At 61.4% G+C, this 16,058-nt stretch carries 15 protein-coding genes and 1 pseudogene; 12 read left to right on the forward strand and 4 right to left on the reverse strand.

The genetic code is table 11. From position 1 onward, the window contains the following. From G9X68_RS31365 to G9X68_RS31395, 7 genes are all read left to right on the forward strand, one after another. On the forward strand, positions 1-1,311 hold the full coding sequence (locus tag G9X68_RS31365; RefSeq protein WP_171605693.1) for an ABC transporter substrate-binding protein: 1,311 nt from the start codon (positions 1-3) through the stop codon (positions 1,309-1,311). A gap of 138 nt (positions 1,312-1,449) precedes the next feature. Continuing rightward, on the forward strand, positions 1,450-2,322 hold the full coding sequence (locus G9X68_RS31370) for a carbohydrate ABC transporter permease (protein ID WP_017989489.1): 873 nt from the start codon (positions 1,450-1,452) through the stop codon (positions 2,320-2,322). A gap of 1 nt (position 2,323) precedes the next feature. Next, on the forward strand, positions 2,324-3,154 hold the full coding sequence (locus G9X68_RS31375; protein WP_017989488.1) for a carbohydrate ABC transporter permease: 831 nt from the start codon (positions 2,324-2,326) through the stop codon (positions 3,152-3,154). A 17-nt stretch (positions 3,155-3,171) separates the two neighbouring features. Beyond that, on the forward strand, positions 3,172-4,170 hold the full coding sequence (locus G9X68_RS31380) for an ABC transporter ATP-binding protein (protein WP_168263026.1): 999 nt from the start codon (positions 3,172-3,174) through the stop codon (positions 4,168-4,170). Positions 4,171-4,255: 85 nt separating this feature from the next. Continuing rightward, positions 4,256-5,737, forward strand: a complete 1,482-nt coding sequence (locus G9X68_RS31385) for a mannitol dehydrogenase family protein (protein ID WP_171605694.1) — start codon at positions 4,256-4,258, stop codon at positions 5,735-5,737. 97 nt (positions 5,738-5,834) lie between these two features. Continuing rightward, complete coding sequence (locus G9X68_RS31390; protein WP_171605695.1) at positions 5,835-6,524, forward strand: HAD family hydrolase; 690 nt, start codon at positions 5,835-5,837, stop codon at positions 6,522-6,524. Next, on the forward strand, positions 6,524-8,107 hold the full coding sequence (locus tag G9X68_RS31395; protein WP_171605696.1) for an FGGY-family carbohydrate kinase: 1,584 nt from the start codon (positions 6,524-6,526) through the stop codon (positions 8,105-8,107). Before G9X68_RS31390 ends, G9X68_RS31395 begins: the two co-directional genes overlap by 1 nt. Positions 8,108-8,160: 53 nt before the next feature. Here the strand turns inward: G9X68_RS31395 and G9X68_RS31400 are convergent, their stop codons facing one another. Beyond that, complete coding sequence (locus G9X68_RS31400) at positions 8,161-9,015, reverse strand: MurR/RpiR family transcriptional regulator (RefSeq protein WP_171605697.1); 855 nt, start codon at positions 9,013-9,015, stop codon at positions 8,161-8,163. Positions 9,016-9,250: 235 nt separating this feature from the next. On the opposite strand from G9X68_RS31400, the gene G9X68_RS31405 reads away from it, so the two are divergent. After that, positions 9,251-9,964 (forward strand): sulfate transporter family protein, encoded by a 714-nt coding sequence (locus tag G9X68_RS31405; protein WP_171605698.1) that lies wholly within the window; start codon positions 9,251-9,253, stop codon positions 9,962-9,964. A gap of 8 nt (positions 9,965-9,972) precedes the next feature. Here G9X68_RS31405 and G9X68_RS31410 read toward each other — a convergent pair whose 3' ends face one another. Then, positions 9,973-10,398 (reverse strand): VOC family protein, encoded by a 426-nt coding sequence (locus tag G9X68_RS31410; RefSeq protein ID WP_171605699.1) that lies wholly within the window; start codon positions 10,396-10,398, stop codon positions 9,973-9,975. 85 nt (positions 10,399-10,483) lie between these two features. On the opposite strand from G9X68_RS31410, the gene G9X68_RS31415 reads away from it, so the two are divergent. Continuing rightward, positions 10,484-11,062, forward strand: coding sequence for a TetR/AcrR family transcriptional regulator (locus G9X68_RS31415; protein WP_171605700.1), 579 nt, complete (start codon positions 10,484-10,486; stop codon positions 11,060-11,062). Here G9X68_RS31415 and nth read toward each other — a convergent pair. Next, a complete protein-coding gene (gene nth / locus G9X68_RS31420) occupies positions 11,027-11,833 on the reverse strand; it encodes an endonuclease III (RefSeq protein ID WP_171605701.1) in 807 nt (268 codons plus the stop codon). The two genes, G9X68_RS31415 and nth, sit on opposite strands and share 36 nt — an antisense overlap. On the opposite strand from nth, the gene G9X68_RS31425 reads away from it, so the two are divergent. Next, positions 11,832-12,329: a DUF2244 domain-containing protein gene (locus G9X68_RS31425; RefSeq protein WP_171605702.1), complete on the forward strand. Its 498-nt coding sequence runs from the start codon at positions 11,832-11,834 to the stop codon at positions 12,327-12,329. The genes nth and G9X68_RS31425 overlap by 2 nt on opposite strands. Positions 12,330-12,531: 202 nt before the next feature. After that, on the forward strand, positions 12,532-13,404 hold the full coding sequence (locus tag G9X68_RS31430; protein WP_012759061.1) for a methylated-DNA--[protein]-cysteine S-methyltransferase: 873 nt from the start codon (positions 12,532-12,534) through the stop codon (positions 13,402-13,404). Positions 13,405-13,537: 133 nt separating this feature from the next. Here G9X68_RS31430 and G9X68_RS31435 read toward each other — a convergent pair. Continuing rightward, a pseudogene (locus G9X68_RS31435) lies at positions 13,538-14,545 on the reverse strand (sugar-binding transcriptional regulator); the annotation flags it as partial. A gap of 426 nt (positions 14,546-14,971) precedes the next feature. On the opposite strand from G9X68_RS31435, the gene tal reads away from it, so the two are divergent. Beyond that, entirely contained in the window at positions 14,972-15,937 is a 966-nt protein-coding gene (gene tal, locus G9X68_RS31440) for a transaldolase (protein ID WP_171605703.1), read from the forward strand. Positions 15,938-16,058: the final 121 nt, after the last annotated feature.

Below are 16,058 nucleotides of genomic sequence, written 5' to 3' on the forward strand. Positions count from 1 at the left end.
ATGACATTGAAAACTTTTCTGCTGGGCGCCTGCTCAGCACTGGCGTTTGCCGGCATGGCTTCGGCCGAGACGCTGACAATCGCAACCGTGAACAACGGCGACATGATCCGGATGCAGAAGCTGACGGATGATTTCAAGGCGAAGAATCCCGGCATCGACCTTGAGTGGGTAACCCTCGAAGAGAACGTGCTGCGCCAGAAGGTCACGACCGACATCGCGACCAAGGGCGGCCAGTACGACGTCTTGACGATCGGCACCTATGAAGTTCCGATCTGGGCAAAGCAGGGCTGGCTGGTGCCGCTCGACAATCTCGGCGCCAATTACGACGTCGACGATTTGCTGCCGGCGATCCGCAGCGGCCTGACCCTGGACGGCAAGCTCTATGCGGCGCCGTTTTACGGCGAAAGCTCGATGGTCATGTACCGCAAGGACCTGTTCGATGCTGCCGGCCTGAAGATGCCGGACGCCCCGACCTGGGACTTCATTGCCGACGCTGCCCGCAAGATCACCGACAAGGACAAGGAAGTCTATGGCATCTGCCTGCGCGGCAAGGCCGGCTGGGGCGAGAACATGGCCTTCCTGACGGCCATGTCCAACTCCTTCGGCGCCCGCTGGTTCGATGAAAACTGGAAGCCGCAGTTCGATCAGCCGGAGTGGAAGGACACGCTCGACTTCTACGTCAAGCTGATGAAGGATGCCGGTCCTCCGGGCGCTTCCTCCAACGGCTTCAACGAGAACCTGGCGCTCTTCCAGACCGGCAAGTGCGGCATGTGGATCGATGCCACCGTTGCCGCATCCTTCGTCAGCAACCCGAAGGAATCGACCGTCGCAGACAAGGTCGGCTTTGCGCTGGCTCCCGACAAGGGTCTCGGCAAGCGCGGCAACTGGCTGTGGGCCTGGAGCCTTGCCATCCCGGCAGGTTCGCAAAAGGCTGAAGCCGCCGAGAAGTTCGTCGCCTGGGCCACGAGCAAGGATTACACCAACCTCGTTGCCGAGAAGGAAGGCTGGCTGAACGCACCTCCGGGCACCCGCAGCTCGCTCTATGCGAATGCCGAGTACCAGAAGGCGGCTCCCTTCGCCAAGACGACGATCGACTCGATCAACGCGGCCGATCCGAGCAAGCCGACCGTCAAGCCGGTCCCCTATGTCGGCGTCCAGTTCGTGGCGATCCCGGAATTCCAGGGCATCGGCACGGCGATCGGTCAGCAGTTCTCGGCAGCCCTTGCCGGCCAGCTTTCGGTCGATCAGGCGTTGCAGAGCGCACAGCAGCTGGCCACCCGCGAAATGACCAAGGCCGGCTACATTAAATAAAGCCTCCCGAGCAAGAGGTGGATCCTTGACAATCCGCCTCTCTGGGCCGCCGATTGCCCGAACTGCATCGGCGGCCGCTTTTTTCCAGACAAGCTGCCTTGCGGCCGCTCCCCGCTTCAGTCCAGATCGGTGATTGCCATGGCAACGTTACATACCCGCTCCTCCGCGCGCCTGATGATTGCGCCCTCCGTGCTGCTCCTCTTTGCATGGATGATCGTCCCGCTGGCGATGACGATCTACTTCTCGCTGCTGAACTACAATCTGCTCAGCCCCGGCATGGAAAGCTTCGTCGGTTTTCTGAACTATCAGTACTTCCTGACGGATCCGGCTTTCTTCGCCGCGCTGATCAACACGCTGCTGCTTGTTGCCGGCGTGTTGTTGATCACCGTCATCGGCGGCATCGCCTTTGCGCTGCTGCTCGACCAGCCGATGTATGGCCAGGGCATCGTGCGCATCCTGGTGATTGCGCCGTTCTTCGTTATGCCGACGGTGGCGGCGCTGGTCTGGAAGAACATGTTCATGAACCCGGTCAACGGGTTGTTTGCTCATCTTGCCAAGGCGCTCGGCCTGCAGCCGATCGACTGGCTGGCGAATGCGCCGCTGTTTTCCGTCATTCTGATCGTCGCCTGGCAATGGCTGCCGTTTGCCACCCTCATCATGCTGACGGCGCTGCAGTCGCTCGACGAGGAACAGAAGGAAGCCTCCGAGATGGACGGCGCCGGGCCGATCTCGAAATTCATCTACATCATCCTGCCGCACATGGCGCGCGCCATCACCGTGGTGATCCTGATCCAAACGATCTTCCTGCTTTCGGTCTTCGCCGAAATCCTCGTCACCACCAATGGCGGGCCGGGCACCGACAGCACCAACCTTACCTATCTCGTCTATGCCCAGGCGCTGCTGCAGTTCGATATCGGCGGCGCATCGGCCGGCGGCATCGTGGCTGTTATCCTCGCCAATATCGTCGCGATCTTCCTCGTGCGCCTCGTCGGCAAGAATCTGGAGGCTTGAGATGGCCAGAAAAGTCACAACCAAGCGTAAGCTCATCGTCACCGCGATCGCCTGGACGCTCGGCATCCTGATCTTCTTCCCGATTCTGTGGACGTTTCTCACCAGCTTCAAGTCGGAAGCCGACGCCATCGCCTCGCCGCCGCAGTTCCTGTTCTTCCACTGGACGACGGAGAACTATGCCGAGGTGCAGAGCCGGTCGAACTATCTCGGCCACTTCATGAACTCGGTGATCATCTCCTTCGGCTCGACGCTGATCGGCCTGATTATCGCCATTCCGGCCGCCTGGGCGATGGCATTTTCGCCGACCAAGCGGACCAAGGACGTGCTGATGTGGATGCTGTCGACCAAGATGATGCCGCCGGTCGGGGCGCTGATCCCGATCTACCTGATGTTCCGGAATTTTGGCCTGCTCGACACGCGCACTGGCCTGGTGATCGTGTTGACGCTGATCAACCTGCCGATCATCGTCTGGATGCTCTACACCTACTTCAAGGAAATCCCCGGCGAGATTCTCGAGGCGGCTCGCATGGACGGGGCGTCGCTGATGAAGGAGATCGTCTACGTGCTGACGCCGATGGCCGTGCCGGGCATTGCCTCGACGCTGCTTTTGAACATCATCCTTGCCTGGAACGAGGCGTTCTGGACGCTCAATCTCACCGCCTCGAAGGCAGCACCGCTGACGGCCTTCATCGCCTCCTATTCCAGCCCCGAGGGCCTGTTTTACGCCAAGCTCTCGGCGGCATCGACGATGGCGATCGCGCCGATCCTGATCCTTGGCTGGTTCAGCCAGAAACAACTCGTCCGCGGCCTGACCTTCGGCGCTGTGAAATAACATAAAGGGAGAGAAACATGGGCAGCATTACCCTTCAGAAGGTTTCCAAGGTCTTCGGCGAAGCCAAGGTCATCCCTTCGATCGATCTCGACATCAAGGACGGCGAGTTCGTCGTCTTCGTTGGCCCGTCGGGTTGCGGCAAGTCCACGCTGCTCCGGCTGATCGCCGGGCTTGAGGACGTCTCCGGCGGCAAGATCGTCATCGACGGCAGGGACGCCACCGAAAAGGCGCCGTCTGAGCGCGGCCTTGCCATGGTGTTCCAGTCCTATGCGCTTTATCCGCATATGAGCGTGCGCAACAACATCGCCTTCCCGCTGAAGATGGCCGGCATCGACAAGGCGGAGATCGATCGCAAGGTGAGCGATGCCGCCCGGGTGCTCAACCTCACCGACTATCTTGAGCGCAAGCCACGCCAGCTGTCGGGCGGCCAGCGCCAGCGCGTGGCGATCGGCCGCGCCATCGTGCGCCAGCCCTCGGCCTTCCTGTTCGACGAACCGCTGTCGAACCTCGATGCCGCGCTGCGCGTCAACATGCGCCTCGAAATCAGCGAGTTGCATCAGCAGCTGAAGACGACGATGGTCTACGTCACCCACGACCAGGTGGAAGCCATGACCATGGCCGACAAGATCGTCGTCCTGAACAGGGGCAATATCGAGCAGGTCGGCTCGCCGCTCGAACTCTACAGCCGCCCCCGCAACCTCTTCGTCGCCGGCTTCATCGGATCGCCGAAGATGAACTTCATCACCGGCCAAAACGCCGCCGCGCTGAACGCCCATACCATCGGCGTCCGGCCCGAGCATGTGCTGCTGTCGATGGAAAGCGGCGACTGGAAGGGCAGGGTCGTGGTCGCCGAACATCTCGGTTCCGACACCTTCCTGCATATCGATGCCGAGGGCATCGGCATGCTGACGGCGCGCGGCAGCGGCGACTTCGCCGCCAAAGCGGGCGATACGGTCTTCCTGACGCCGGACCGTTCGCGTATTCATAAATTCAACGAGGGCGGCCTTGCCATCTGAGGCAGGCGGCCGGGCTGGGGGCAGGCATGCGAGCCGGGCGATGGCGCCCCGGCCGTCTCGGCAAGACCTTCAAGAGGACTGAAATATGACGTGCAAACTATCGCTGGCAACGCTTTCGGATGTGGCGCGCACTGCTGCCATCCCTGGATATGACAGGGCGTCGCTGAAAGCCGGCATCGTGCACTTCGGCGTCGGCAACTTCCACCGTGCCCATCAGGCGATCTATCTCGACGATCTCTTCAATGCAGGCACGGATCACGACTGGGCGATCGTCGGCGCCGGCGTGCTGCCGTCGGATGCCGCAATGCGCGAAAAGCTTGCGGCGCAGGATTTCCTGACGACAGTCGTCGAACAGGACAATAATAAGACCGCGGCGCGCGTCACCGCGCCGATGATCGACATACTGCCGGTCGGCGATGCCGCAGCGATCATCGGCAGGCTTGCCGACCCCGAAATCCGCATCGTTTCGATGACGATCACCGAGGGCGGTTACTTCATCGATGCATCAGGCACGTTCAATCCAGCCCATCCGGCGATCGCTGCAGACGGAGAGAACCCCAACGCGCCGAAGACGGTGTTCGGCCTGATCGTCGCCGGCCTGAAGGCGCGCAAGGACAAGGGCATTAAGCCCTTCACCGTCATGTCCTGCGACAACATTCCCCATAATGGCATCGTCACCGCCAATGCCGTGGTCGGTACGGCGGCACTTTCGGACCCCGCCTTTGCCGACTGGATCCGGGCGAATGTCGCCTTCCCGAACGCCATGGTCGACCGAATCACGCCGGCGACCAGCCAGCGCGAGATCGATTTCCTCAGGGGCAATTTCGAGATCGAGGACAGTTGGCCGGTCTATTGCGAGGAATTCAAGCAATGGGTGCTCGAGGATAAGTTCACCGCCGGCCGGCCGGCGTTGGAAAAGGTCGGCGTCACCTTCGTTGCCGATGTCACGCCTTACGAGCATATGAAGATCCGCATCCTTAACGGCGGGCATGCCGCGATCGCCTATCCGGCGGCGCTGATGGACATTCATTTCGTGCATGATTCCATGGAAGACCCGTTGATCCGCGCCTTCCTCGCCAAACTCGAGAAAGACGAGATCATTCCGATCGTACCGCCGGTGCCGAACACGTCGCTGACGGATTATTTTGCGCTGATCGAACATCGCCTGCTCAATCCGAAGATTGCCGACACCATTCCGCGGCTGGCGCAGGACGGCTCGAACCGCCAACCGAAATTCATCCTGCCGTCGACGCTCGACAATCTTCGCCAGGGCCGGGACGTCGTCGGCCTGGCGCTGGTTTCAGCACTCTGGTGCCGTTATTTCGCCGGCAAGACCGACAGCGGCAAGGATATCGTCTTCAACGATGCGAGCGCAGAGCGACTGCATGCCGCAGCGCTGAAAGCCAAGGACGATCCTTCGGCCTTCCTCGTCTTCGACGATATTTTCGGCGAAGTGGCGAAGTCCGAACTTTTCCGCAAGCGTTTCGCCCATGCTCTCAAAACCTTGTGGGAAAAGGGCACGCGGGAGACGCTGCAGCTCTATCTCGACGGCAAGCTCGCAGTGTAAGGAATCCGGATGGCGGTATCTATTGCTGCCATTCATCCGGCCTTGCGAGTGAAGCGGGACGGTAACGTGTCCGAATTGAACTCAGGTTGGGTCTTCCATGGCTGATGCTGAAACACGGCTGGTCATCTTCGATTGCGATGGCGTACTCGTCGACAGTGAGCCGATCTCGATCAGCGTGCTTGTCGGGGCGATGAACGATCTCGGCGTCTCGATCACCGAGGACCAGGCCTATGAGCGCTTTCTCGGCCGCAGCCTGTCGACCCTCATCGATACGCTGGAAACCGAATTCAACGTCCATGCCGACGAGGAATTCCTCGAGCGTATCCGCATCGAACTCTACGCCCGTTTTCGCACGGAACTGAAGCCGATCGACGGTATCGCCGCGGCGATCGACGGGCTTGGCGTTCGCTGCTGCGTTGCCTCCTCCAGCCAGATGGAACGAATCCGGTTCTCGCTGTCGGTGACCGGGCTTCTCGATAAGCTGCCCGACATCTTCAGCGCAACGATGGTCAAGCGCGGCAAACCGGCGCCCGATCTCTTCCTGCATGCGGCGCGTGAAATGCAGGTCGAGCCGGCTCATTGCCTTGTCGTCGAAGACAGCCCGGCCGGCATTGCCGCCGCCAAGGCGGCAGGCATGACGGTCTTTGCCTTCACCGGCGGATCACACGCCAACTTCGCCGGATATCGTGCCGAACTCGACCGCCTCTCGCCGGAAGTGGTGTTTGACGCCATGCCGGATTTGATACACCTTGTCCGCAACCATAAGCTGGACGGGACCAAGACTTGATGCGTGATCATGTGGTTGCGGTGGATATCGGCACGGGCAGCGCGCGCGCCGGCGTCTTCGATGCACGCGGCCGTCTGCTCGCCAAGGCCGAGCATCCGATCGTGATGAACCGGCCGCGCGAAAACCATGCCGAGCATGATTCCGAAGACATCTGGTCGGCCGCCTGCACAGCAGTGCGCAGGGCGATGGAGCAATCCGGCGTCGCCGCCGCCTCGGTCGGAGCGATCGGCTTCGACGCCACCTGTTCGCTCGTCGTCCGTGACCTCGAGGGCCGGCAGCTCAGCGTTTCCACAGGCGGCGAGAGGCGTTTCGACACGATCGTCTGGCTCGATCACCGGGCGCTGAAGGAAGCTGATTTCTGCACGGCGACGGGGCACAGGGTGCTCGAACATTCCGGCCACGTGATGTCGCCGGAAATGGAAATGCCGAAGCTGATGTGGCTGAAGAAAAAGCTGCCCGCCACATGGGAAAAGGCCGGCTACTTCTTCGATCTCGCCGATTTTTTGACGTGGAAATCGACCGGATCTCCCGCCCGTTCGCGCTGCACGCTGACGGCGAAATGGAACTATCTCGCCCATCTCGAAAAGGGCTGGCAGCAGGACTTCCTGGATCAGATCGGCCTCGAGGACCTTCAGGCGCGCGGCCACCTGCCGGATGAGACCACGCCTGTCGGAGACAGCGTCGGCCGGCTGACCGAGCAAGCGGCGGAAGCGCTGGGGCTGACTGTGGACTGCTGTGTCGCTGCCGGGATGATCGACGCCTATGCCGGCGCACTCGGCGCGCTCGGCGGCTATGCCGCAGATCCTGTCAAACGCGAGCACCAACTGGCGCTGATTGCCGGCACGTCGAGCTGCATCGTTACCTTCTCGCGGGAGCGCAAGCCGAGCCATGGCATGTGGGGTCCCTATTACGAGGCTGTCTTCCCGCAATCCTGGCTGGTGGAGGCCGGGCAATCGGCGACCGGCGCGCTGCTCGACCACATCGTGCGCATGCATGCGGCCGGCGGTGAGCCGACGGCGGCGCTGCATCAGAGGATCGTCGCGCGCATCGCCGAATTGCGGGCCGAGGAGGGGGATGCCTTCGGTGCGCGGATCTTCGTGCTGCCGGATTTCCATGGCAACCGCTCGCCGCTCGCCGATCCGCATGCGGTCGGCGTCGTCAGCGGGCTGACGCTCGATACGTCCTTCGATGGGCTCTGCGCGCTCTATTGGCGCTCTGCGGTGGGGATTGCGCTCGGCATCCGCCATATCCTGGAAATGATGAAGGAATACGGCTACATGCCCAATACGCTGCATATCGCTGGCGGGCATGTGAAAAACCCGGTGCTGATGGAGCTTTATAGCGATGCGACCGGCTGCAAGGTCGTGGTGCCGAAGATGAACGAGGCAGTGCTGCTCGGCACGGCGATCGCAGCCTCCGTCGCCTGCGGCTTGTACAAGGATCTGGCGGCGGCCGGCGAGGCGATGTATCCGGGCGCCGACGAACGGCTTCCCGACCAGGCGAAGCAGGCGCTCTACGACCGCGACTACCGCCGACTTCTCGCCATGCACCGGCACCGCGCCGAATTGGAAACGATGCAATAGAGCGCCGCTCTAAGGACGCTCCATCACTTTGAATCTGCGCATAACCTTTTAAATTAGTGATTCGCCGTCTCGCCGAGGACGGTTGCGAATTCCATCATGCGGCGGCGGCGAAGGGCCGCCTCTTCTCCGACTTGGAGGATGACGGATTCCGACAGGCAATCGAGCAGTGCGATCAGCGGCGGAAGATTGTCGAGATCGGGGGCGCGAGCGGGCGGCAGAGGCAGCATGACGTTCGACTGGTCCGCCATCCAGTCCGCTTGCTGCGGTGAAATGAGCACAACCTTATAGCCGTAGCGCCGCGCCGTCCGAGCAAGCAGCCGCGCCTTGGCGAAGCGACGACAGTCAATGATGACAAGCAGCGCGTCGTCGACCGCCAGCCGGGCGAAGAGTTCCGCAAAACGGTTGTCGGCGGCGTCGAGTGTGCGCACGCCGTCGCGGGCTTGCGTCAGCCGCTGGCAGAAGTGATTGGCCAGGCTTGCGAGCCGCGCATGAGTGGCGATCGACACTTCGCGGGCCGTGCTGATCAAGCCGACGGCTTCCGACCAGTTCGGCTGCGCCGTCAGATGATAGATATGATGGAGGGCCTGGATCTGTTCGGCAACCAGCACGGCGAGCGGTTTGCCCTCCGCGGCGTCGGCATGCAGCTCGCTCATGGCGCTCTGCAACTGCGCCGGCGATGTCGTCACGGTCTCGCGAATCTCCACCTTGACGCTGTCCAATCCCTGATAACCGAGCGCGCGCAGGAAGCGCCCGACGGTCATCGGCGAGAGATCCAGCCTGTCGGCAACGGACGCAGCCGTCTCGAACGGCAGGTCGTTCAGATGTTCGGTGAAATATTTCGCGATACGGCGCTCGGCCGGTGTGCCGGTTTTTGCGTATTGCCTGAGTTTTTGCACAAAGTCTTCCACGTTAGCCTCCCCGTCTTCCTCAGAGGCGTTCCGTGGATGCGCTGTTGCGACCCCTTGTCTTTGCAACTATTTCGGAAGCTGCTTCTCAGGCCCGTGCGTATTTCATATATGCCACAATATTATATTAGTATTTAGTTTTCGACAAGTTTTCTATTACTGAATGCAATTTTTATTCTCTCTTGTCGGTGGCCTGCATCTTTCCTACATCTTCGGCGCAACCGGAGACGCCTGAGACATGATTCTTGACGCCGCTCGACTTTCGCTCGCCAATCTGTTCGCATCGGAAACACGTTCTGTCTTCTGGAAGGTGCTGGGTCTGACGATCCTCGTGCTCGTCGGCCTCTGGTTCGCGCTGCGCGGGGCCTTCATGGCCTTTCTCTTTCCCTGGCTCACAAGCTTCTTTCCCGATATGCCGGATTGGGCGGGGTGGTTCGCTCTCATCTTCGCGATCCTTGCCGGTATCGGCCTTGCCCTCATGCTGGCCTTACTGCTGTCGCCGGTCACAGCGCTGATCGCCGCCCTGTTTCTCGACGACGTCGCCGATGTCATCGAAAAGCGCGACTATCCCAAGGACGCGCCGGGCACCGCCATGCCGCTCGGTCCGGCGATGGCAAGCTCGATCAAGTTCCTCGGTGTGGTGATCCTCGGCAATATCGTGGCATTGCTGCTGCTGTTCATCCCCGGCGTCAATCTGGTCGCGTTCTTTCTGGTGAACGGCTATCTGCTCGGACGGGAATTCTTCGAATTCGCCGCCATGCGCTTCCGTTCGCCGGATGAGGCGCGGCTCTTTCGCGCCAAGCATGCCTCCACCGTCTTTCTCGGCGGGCTGATGATCGCCCTTTTTCTGGCGATCCCGATCGTCAATCTTCTGACGCCGCTTTTTGCCGCCGGCATGATGGTGCATCTGCACAAGCTGATTTCCGCTAAGGATCCCGGTTTGCGCGCCTAGACTAAAGCTCAGCCGGGCAGGGCGGAGGCGTCGTACATCGCCGCAAATTCGGCGCTCGGCGGGATCGGCTTGATGATGTCGATCAGTACGCCGTTCGGATCGGCAGTGATGAAATGCCGCTGGCCGAAATCCTCGTCGCGGATTTCTCTCAGAATTGGCAGACCGGCGTTCCGGCAGGCGGCATAGATCGCATCGACATCGGCGACCTCGAAATTGAGGAGCAGGCCGGACACCCTGCCGCGGGCTATGGCCGGGATGGTCTCGTGGCTGCCGTCAAGGATGGCAAGCGCAATATGCTCCTCCTCTGCCGATTGCAGGTGAACATACCAGTCGCTTTCGAACAGAGATTTGAAGCCGAAATGCGTGCAATAGAAGCTGGCGGTGCCGGCAACGTCGTCGGTCATGATGACAGGATAATAGCTCGTCGATTTCATCTCTTTTTCCTCCTTTTTTGTTTACATACAATCTGTATGTTTTTGTCTATTAACATACATTCTGTTTGTATGTAAAGAGATATGCATGAGCCGCAGCAATCGCGAGAGAACGGAGCAGACGAGACAGGCACTGATCGATGCCGGTCGGCGTCTCTTCGTCGAGAAAGGTTATGCCGCAACAGCGACGCCGGAGATCGTCGCGGCGGCGGGAGTGACGCGTGGCGCGCTCTACCATCATTTTGAAGACAAGAAGGCGCTTTTTCGGGCGGTTATCGAATGCGAGGCGCGCGCGGTGGCCGCGGCGATCGAGGCGCACTCGGCGTCCCACGACGCGCCGCGTGCCATGCTGATTGCCGGTGCCTCGGCCTATTTCGATGCGATGGCGGCGCCAGGGCGCACGCGGCTGCTGCTGATCGAGGCACCTGCGGTTCTCGGCCCGCTGGCGAGTGCGGCGATCGATGCAGAGAATGCGGAAGCGACGCTGCGGGCAGGGCTTGCAGCGATGCTTCCGGAGGCCGGCGCTATGCTTGAACCGCTGACGTCGCTGCTATCGGCGGCCTTCGATCGCGCGGCGATCGCGATCGAGACAGGTGCTGAAAGGCGGCATTACGAGCAGGCGATCGCTGTCCTACTCGACGGCCTCGCCGACCACCTGCGGCGGTAGCTCGACCAGCGGCGCCGGCACATCCCAACTCTTCTCCGGCGATTTGCAGAGATCGGCCATGATACAGCGCTCGCATTCGGGCCGGCGCGCCTTGCAGGTGTAGCGACCGTGCAGAATCAGCCAGTGATGGGCGTGATAGAGGTAGTGGTTCGGGATCACCTTCATTAACCGCGCCTCGACCTCGTCCGGCGTCTTGCCGGGGGCAAGCCTGATGCGATTGGCGATGCGGAATATGTGGGTGTCGACGGCCATCGTCGCCTGGCCGAAGGCCATGGAAAGCACGACATTGGCGGTCTTGCGGCCGACGCCCGGCAACCTCACCAAATCGTCGCGCGTCTCCGGCACCTTGCCGCCAAATTGGTCGACCAGCAACTGCGATAGCGCGATGACGTTTTTCGCCTTGTTGCGGTAGAGGCCGATCGTCCTGATGTAGTCGCGCAGCCGCTCTTCGCCGAGATCGAGCATCTTTGCCGGCGTATCGGCAACCTTGAAGAGCGCGCGCGTCGCCTTGTTGACGCCAACATCGGTCGCTTGCGCCGAAAGTGCCACGGCGACGACGAGCGTGAAGGGGTTGGTGTGCTCGAGTTCGCCCCTCGGTTCCGGCCGCTGCACCGAGAAGCGGCGGAAGATCTCCTCGCGCTCGGCCAGCGAATAGGCCGTGCGCACCGCTGCCGCCGGTTTGCGGCGGGCGATCACATTCACGTCCTGCGGCGTCTTGGTAACGGATTTGAGTTTCGGATTCGCCATGGAAACTCTATAATCAGCAGCCATGACGGAAAGCAACGCCGACAGCTTCAATGAGCAGCCTGTTTTCGCTGCCGAGCTCTTTCCCCACCGGTCGCTCGGCCGCCGGGGCTTCAAGGTGCTGCTTGCCCTATCCGGTGCCGTCTGCTTGCTTTACGGCACGTTCTTCATCGCGACGGGGGCCTGGCCGATCGGCTTGTTCTTCGGAGTGGATTTTCTGCTTCTCTACGGCGCCTTCTGGCTGAATTACCGCTCCGGGAAAGCGCGCGAGCAGGTGACGGTATCGCGCACGGATGTGTCGGTGCGCAAGTTTGCGCCCTCGGGACGGATGGTGGAGCATCATTTCAATCCGTTCTGGGCGCGCTTCCTCGTTCGCCGGCACCAGGAGATCGGCATCCTTTCCATGCATATCTTCGGCGAGGGCCGGCGCACGGATATCGGCTCCTTCCTCAATCCCGACGATCGCGAAAGCTTCGCCAAGGCCTTCAAGGGAGCGCTGGCGACGGTCAAGCAGCGGATCTGAGCTAGAGCGGTTCAGCTTTTCACGGAGGCGCAGAACCGCTCCAGCTTTTGTTTTTACGCAATTCCCGGCAAAAGCGCTTCGCACTTTGCCTGGGAAAACCGCTTCGCACTTGTCCTGGCATTGCTCCATCCGGCGGCTACGCAAGAATCGGGTGGTTTGCTCACCGCCTATTGACTATCTCCTGGTTACAAGGAGAAAGACGATGAATATGATCGCCAACCTGCAGACAGACATCACGCCTGACGGCCCTGATTATGACATTGTCCGTCGGGTGATCGAACTCATCACCGAGGATTACCGCGACCAGCCGTCGCTGGAGGCGATCGCGGCGCGGCTCAACCAGTCGCCAACGCAGCTCCAGAAGACCTTCACCCGCTGGGCCGGGCTGTCGCCCAAAGGCTTCCTGCAAGCGGTGACGCTCGACCACGCCAAGCGGCTGCTGCGCAAGGAAGACATGCCGCTGCTCGAGACCTCGATCGAGGTCGGCCTTTCCGGGCCGAGCCGCCTGCATGACCTTTTCGTCACCCATGAGGCGATGTCGCCCGGCGAATGGAAGGCCAAGGGCGGTGGTCTCATCATCCGCTACGGCTTCCACATCTGCCCCTTCGGCGTGGCGCTGATCATGGTGACCGACCGCGGCCTTGCCGGCCTTGCCTTCAGCGATTCCGGCGACGAGAGGGCCTGCCTCGAGGATATGACCTGTCGCTGGCCGAACGCCGAATATGTCGAAGACCTGCAGGCGACGGTTCCCTACGCTGCCCGCATCTTCGAACCCGGCAAATGGTCCTCCGATCAGCCGCTGCGCGTCGTGCTGATCGGCACGGACTTCCAGGTGCGCGTCTGGCAGAGCCTGCTGAAAATCCCGTTCGGCAAGGCCGTCACCTATTCCGATATCGCCAACGATATCGGCAGCCCGACGGCGCAGCGCGCCGTGGGCGCGGCGGTCGGGGCAAACCCGATCTCCTTCGTGGTGCCCTGCCATCGGGCGCTCGGCAAGAATGGGGCGCTGACGGGCTACCATTGGGGCCTCACCCGCAAGCGGGCGATGCTCGGCTGGGAATCGGCGCACGCCTGATAAAATTTCCCGGGTAGAGCGGTGAGTCGGTCGTGGCTTATCGCTCTGACCGGTCGGTCCTTTCGTCGCTCAACCGCAACTGCTTGTCGGTGCCGACCGGGGTCGAGCCACGGGTCTCGACCCGTCCTTCGGACCCCCGCTGGGGAGAAGAGGCGGGCGGCGAGGCTTCTGCCAATTCCAGCAATGCGCGTGCAGCACTTTCATCGGTAATCAGCGTGTTGCAGCCGATGCGCTTGATCGTCGCACGGATCGCCACGGCCCGATGGGCGCCGCCGGAGGAGAGCACGATGTGCTTTGCCTCCTTCAGCGTGTCGAGATCGACGGACATCACGCGCCGATTGATCGAGTGGTCGACCGAATTACCGTCCTTGTCGAGAAAGTTGAACATGGTGTCGCAGACGCAGCCGGCATCGATCAGTTCCTGCAGTTCGGCCTTCGAGATCCAGCCCTCCGACAGCGAGGTCGAATGCGGGCCGATATCGCCGCAGCTGACGATCGCCAGATCGAGATTCTCGGCGAGGCGGTAGATCGTGTCCAGCCCGCATTTCTCGATCAGATTGCGCTTCGTCTCGATGGAATCGACGAGAAGCGGCGCCAGGAACATGTAGCACTCGGCGCCGAGCTGATTTGCCAGCCGCCATGTGTAATCGATCGGGTTCGTCTGATGCACGGCGACGATGCCGCCCAGCAGCGAGACGACCTTGCAATTGGCGCGCCGCGGCGGCCGGAAGCTCGACAGCGAGGCGGTCATGGTGCGGCCCCAGCCGACGCCGATGGTGTAGTCGTCCGGGATGGCTTCGGAGAGGAACCGGCCAAGCGCCAGGCCGACATTTTTAGCCAGCGAATTGACGTCGCCATTGACCGGCGCAGGGACGACGATCGCCTCGTCGAGGCCGTAGGCGCGTTCCAGCTTCACCGAAAGTTCAACGCAGTCGCCGATCGAATCGTTGATCCAGATCTGGACTTCGCTGCGCTTCATCGCCTCGTCGAGCAGACGGATCACCGTGGTACGACTGATGCCGAGCTGTTCGGCGACGTCCTTCTGGGTCAGGCCCTCGTTGTAATAGAGCCATGCCGCCCTTAGCCGTAGCGAGGATGCCTCCGAATAGGCCGTGTGCGTGCCGCGTTTGAGCTTGACCACATCTCCTCCGCACGATTTCCTGCCCTAGATCCCTCGTGGGATGAAAGGCCTTAGCGACGCTTTTGTTGCCGGGGATAATGACGGGTGTGACACTTATGTCAATTGAAATGCACAAATGTCCTTGACTTTTCGTAAGGCGAATGGCGATAGTCCGGGTGACACACGTCGTTCTTGTCCGTCCGAGGAGGACATAGTGCGGGCATGCCGAAAGTCACGACCGGCCTTCCAGCCGCAAGCGGCATCGCTTGCGTACGAACAGCCGTTCGTTCGCGGCCGGAACACGGCCATTGTCCTTCACGTTTATGAATCATCCGTGACGGATGCGCGCATTTTCGCCTGCAGCATACAAACAACCTGTCGGTAGATCACCTTTGCCCGGCGGAACTCGCGCCGGTCGCAGCCCAAGTTCAACAAGGATTATTGACCATGACATCCAAGCTTGACCAACTCCGCGAGATTACCACCGTGGTCGCCGATACCGGCGACATCGAGGCCGTCGCCCGCCTGAAGCCGGTCGATTGCACGACGAACCCGAGCATCGTGCTCAAGGCTCTCGGCACGCCGATGTTCGCCGACGCCATCAAGGAAGCCGTTACCTGGGGTAAGAAGCAGGGCGGCAATCCCGAAGCCGTTTCTTCCGCCGTCGCCGATCGTCTCGCCATTTCCGTCGGCGCAGCCCTGGTGAAGCTCGTCCCGGGCCGCGTCTCGACCGAAGTCGACGCCGATCTTTCCTTCGATACCGAGGCTTCGCTTGCCAAGGCGCGCGCGATCATCGCCGCTTACAAGGATCGCGGCATCGACCAGGACCGCATCCTCATCAAGCTCGCTTCCACCTGGGAAGGCATCCGCGCCGCGGAAGTGCTGCAGAAGGAAGGCATCGACTGCAACCTGACGCTTCTTTTCAGCAAAGCCCAGGCGATCGCTTGCGCCGACGCCAAAGTGTTCCTGATCTCGCCTTTCGTCGGCCGCATCCTCGACTGGTACAAGAAGTCGACGGGCAAGGACTACACTGCCGAGGAAGATCCGGGCGTCATCTCTGTCCGTGAAATCTACAACTACTACAAGGCGAACGACATCAAGACGATCGTCATGGGCGCCTCCTTCCGCAGCGCCGGCGAAATCGAAGCCCTTGCCGGCTGCGACCGCCTGACCATCAGCCCGAACCTGCTCGACGAACTCGCCAAGGATGACGGCAAGCTGGAGCGCAAGCTCTCGCCGGAGAGCCGCAAGCCGGATCCGAAGGTCTCCGTCGACGAGAAGACCTTCCGCTGGATGATGAACGAAGACGCGATGGCGACGGAAAAACTCGCCGAAGGCATCCGCGCCTTCGCCAAGGATCTCGGAACGTTGCGCACCATGGTGCAGAAGGAACTGCAGCTCGCCGCCGCCTGATAAGGCGCGGCATACAATTAGAGACTTTCCGGGTTAGATTGCAGCATTCTGTTGGCTCAAACGGAGTCGGATGGTCGACCGGCCGGCGCGTGTCGTAGCCCGGCTCTACGGCCAAGCCGGC

The organism is Rhizobium changzhiense, assembly GCF_013087625.1.
In the GTDB taxonomy this organism is placed as follows: domain Bacteria; phylum Pseudomonadota; class Alphaproteobacteria; order Rhizobiales; family Rhizobiaceae; genus Rhizobium; species Rhizobium sophorae.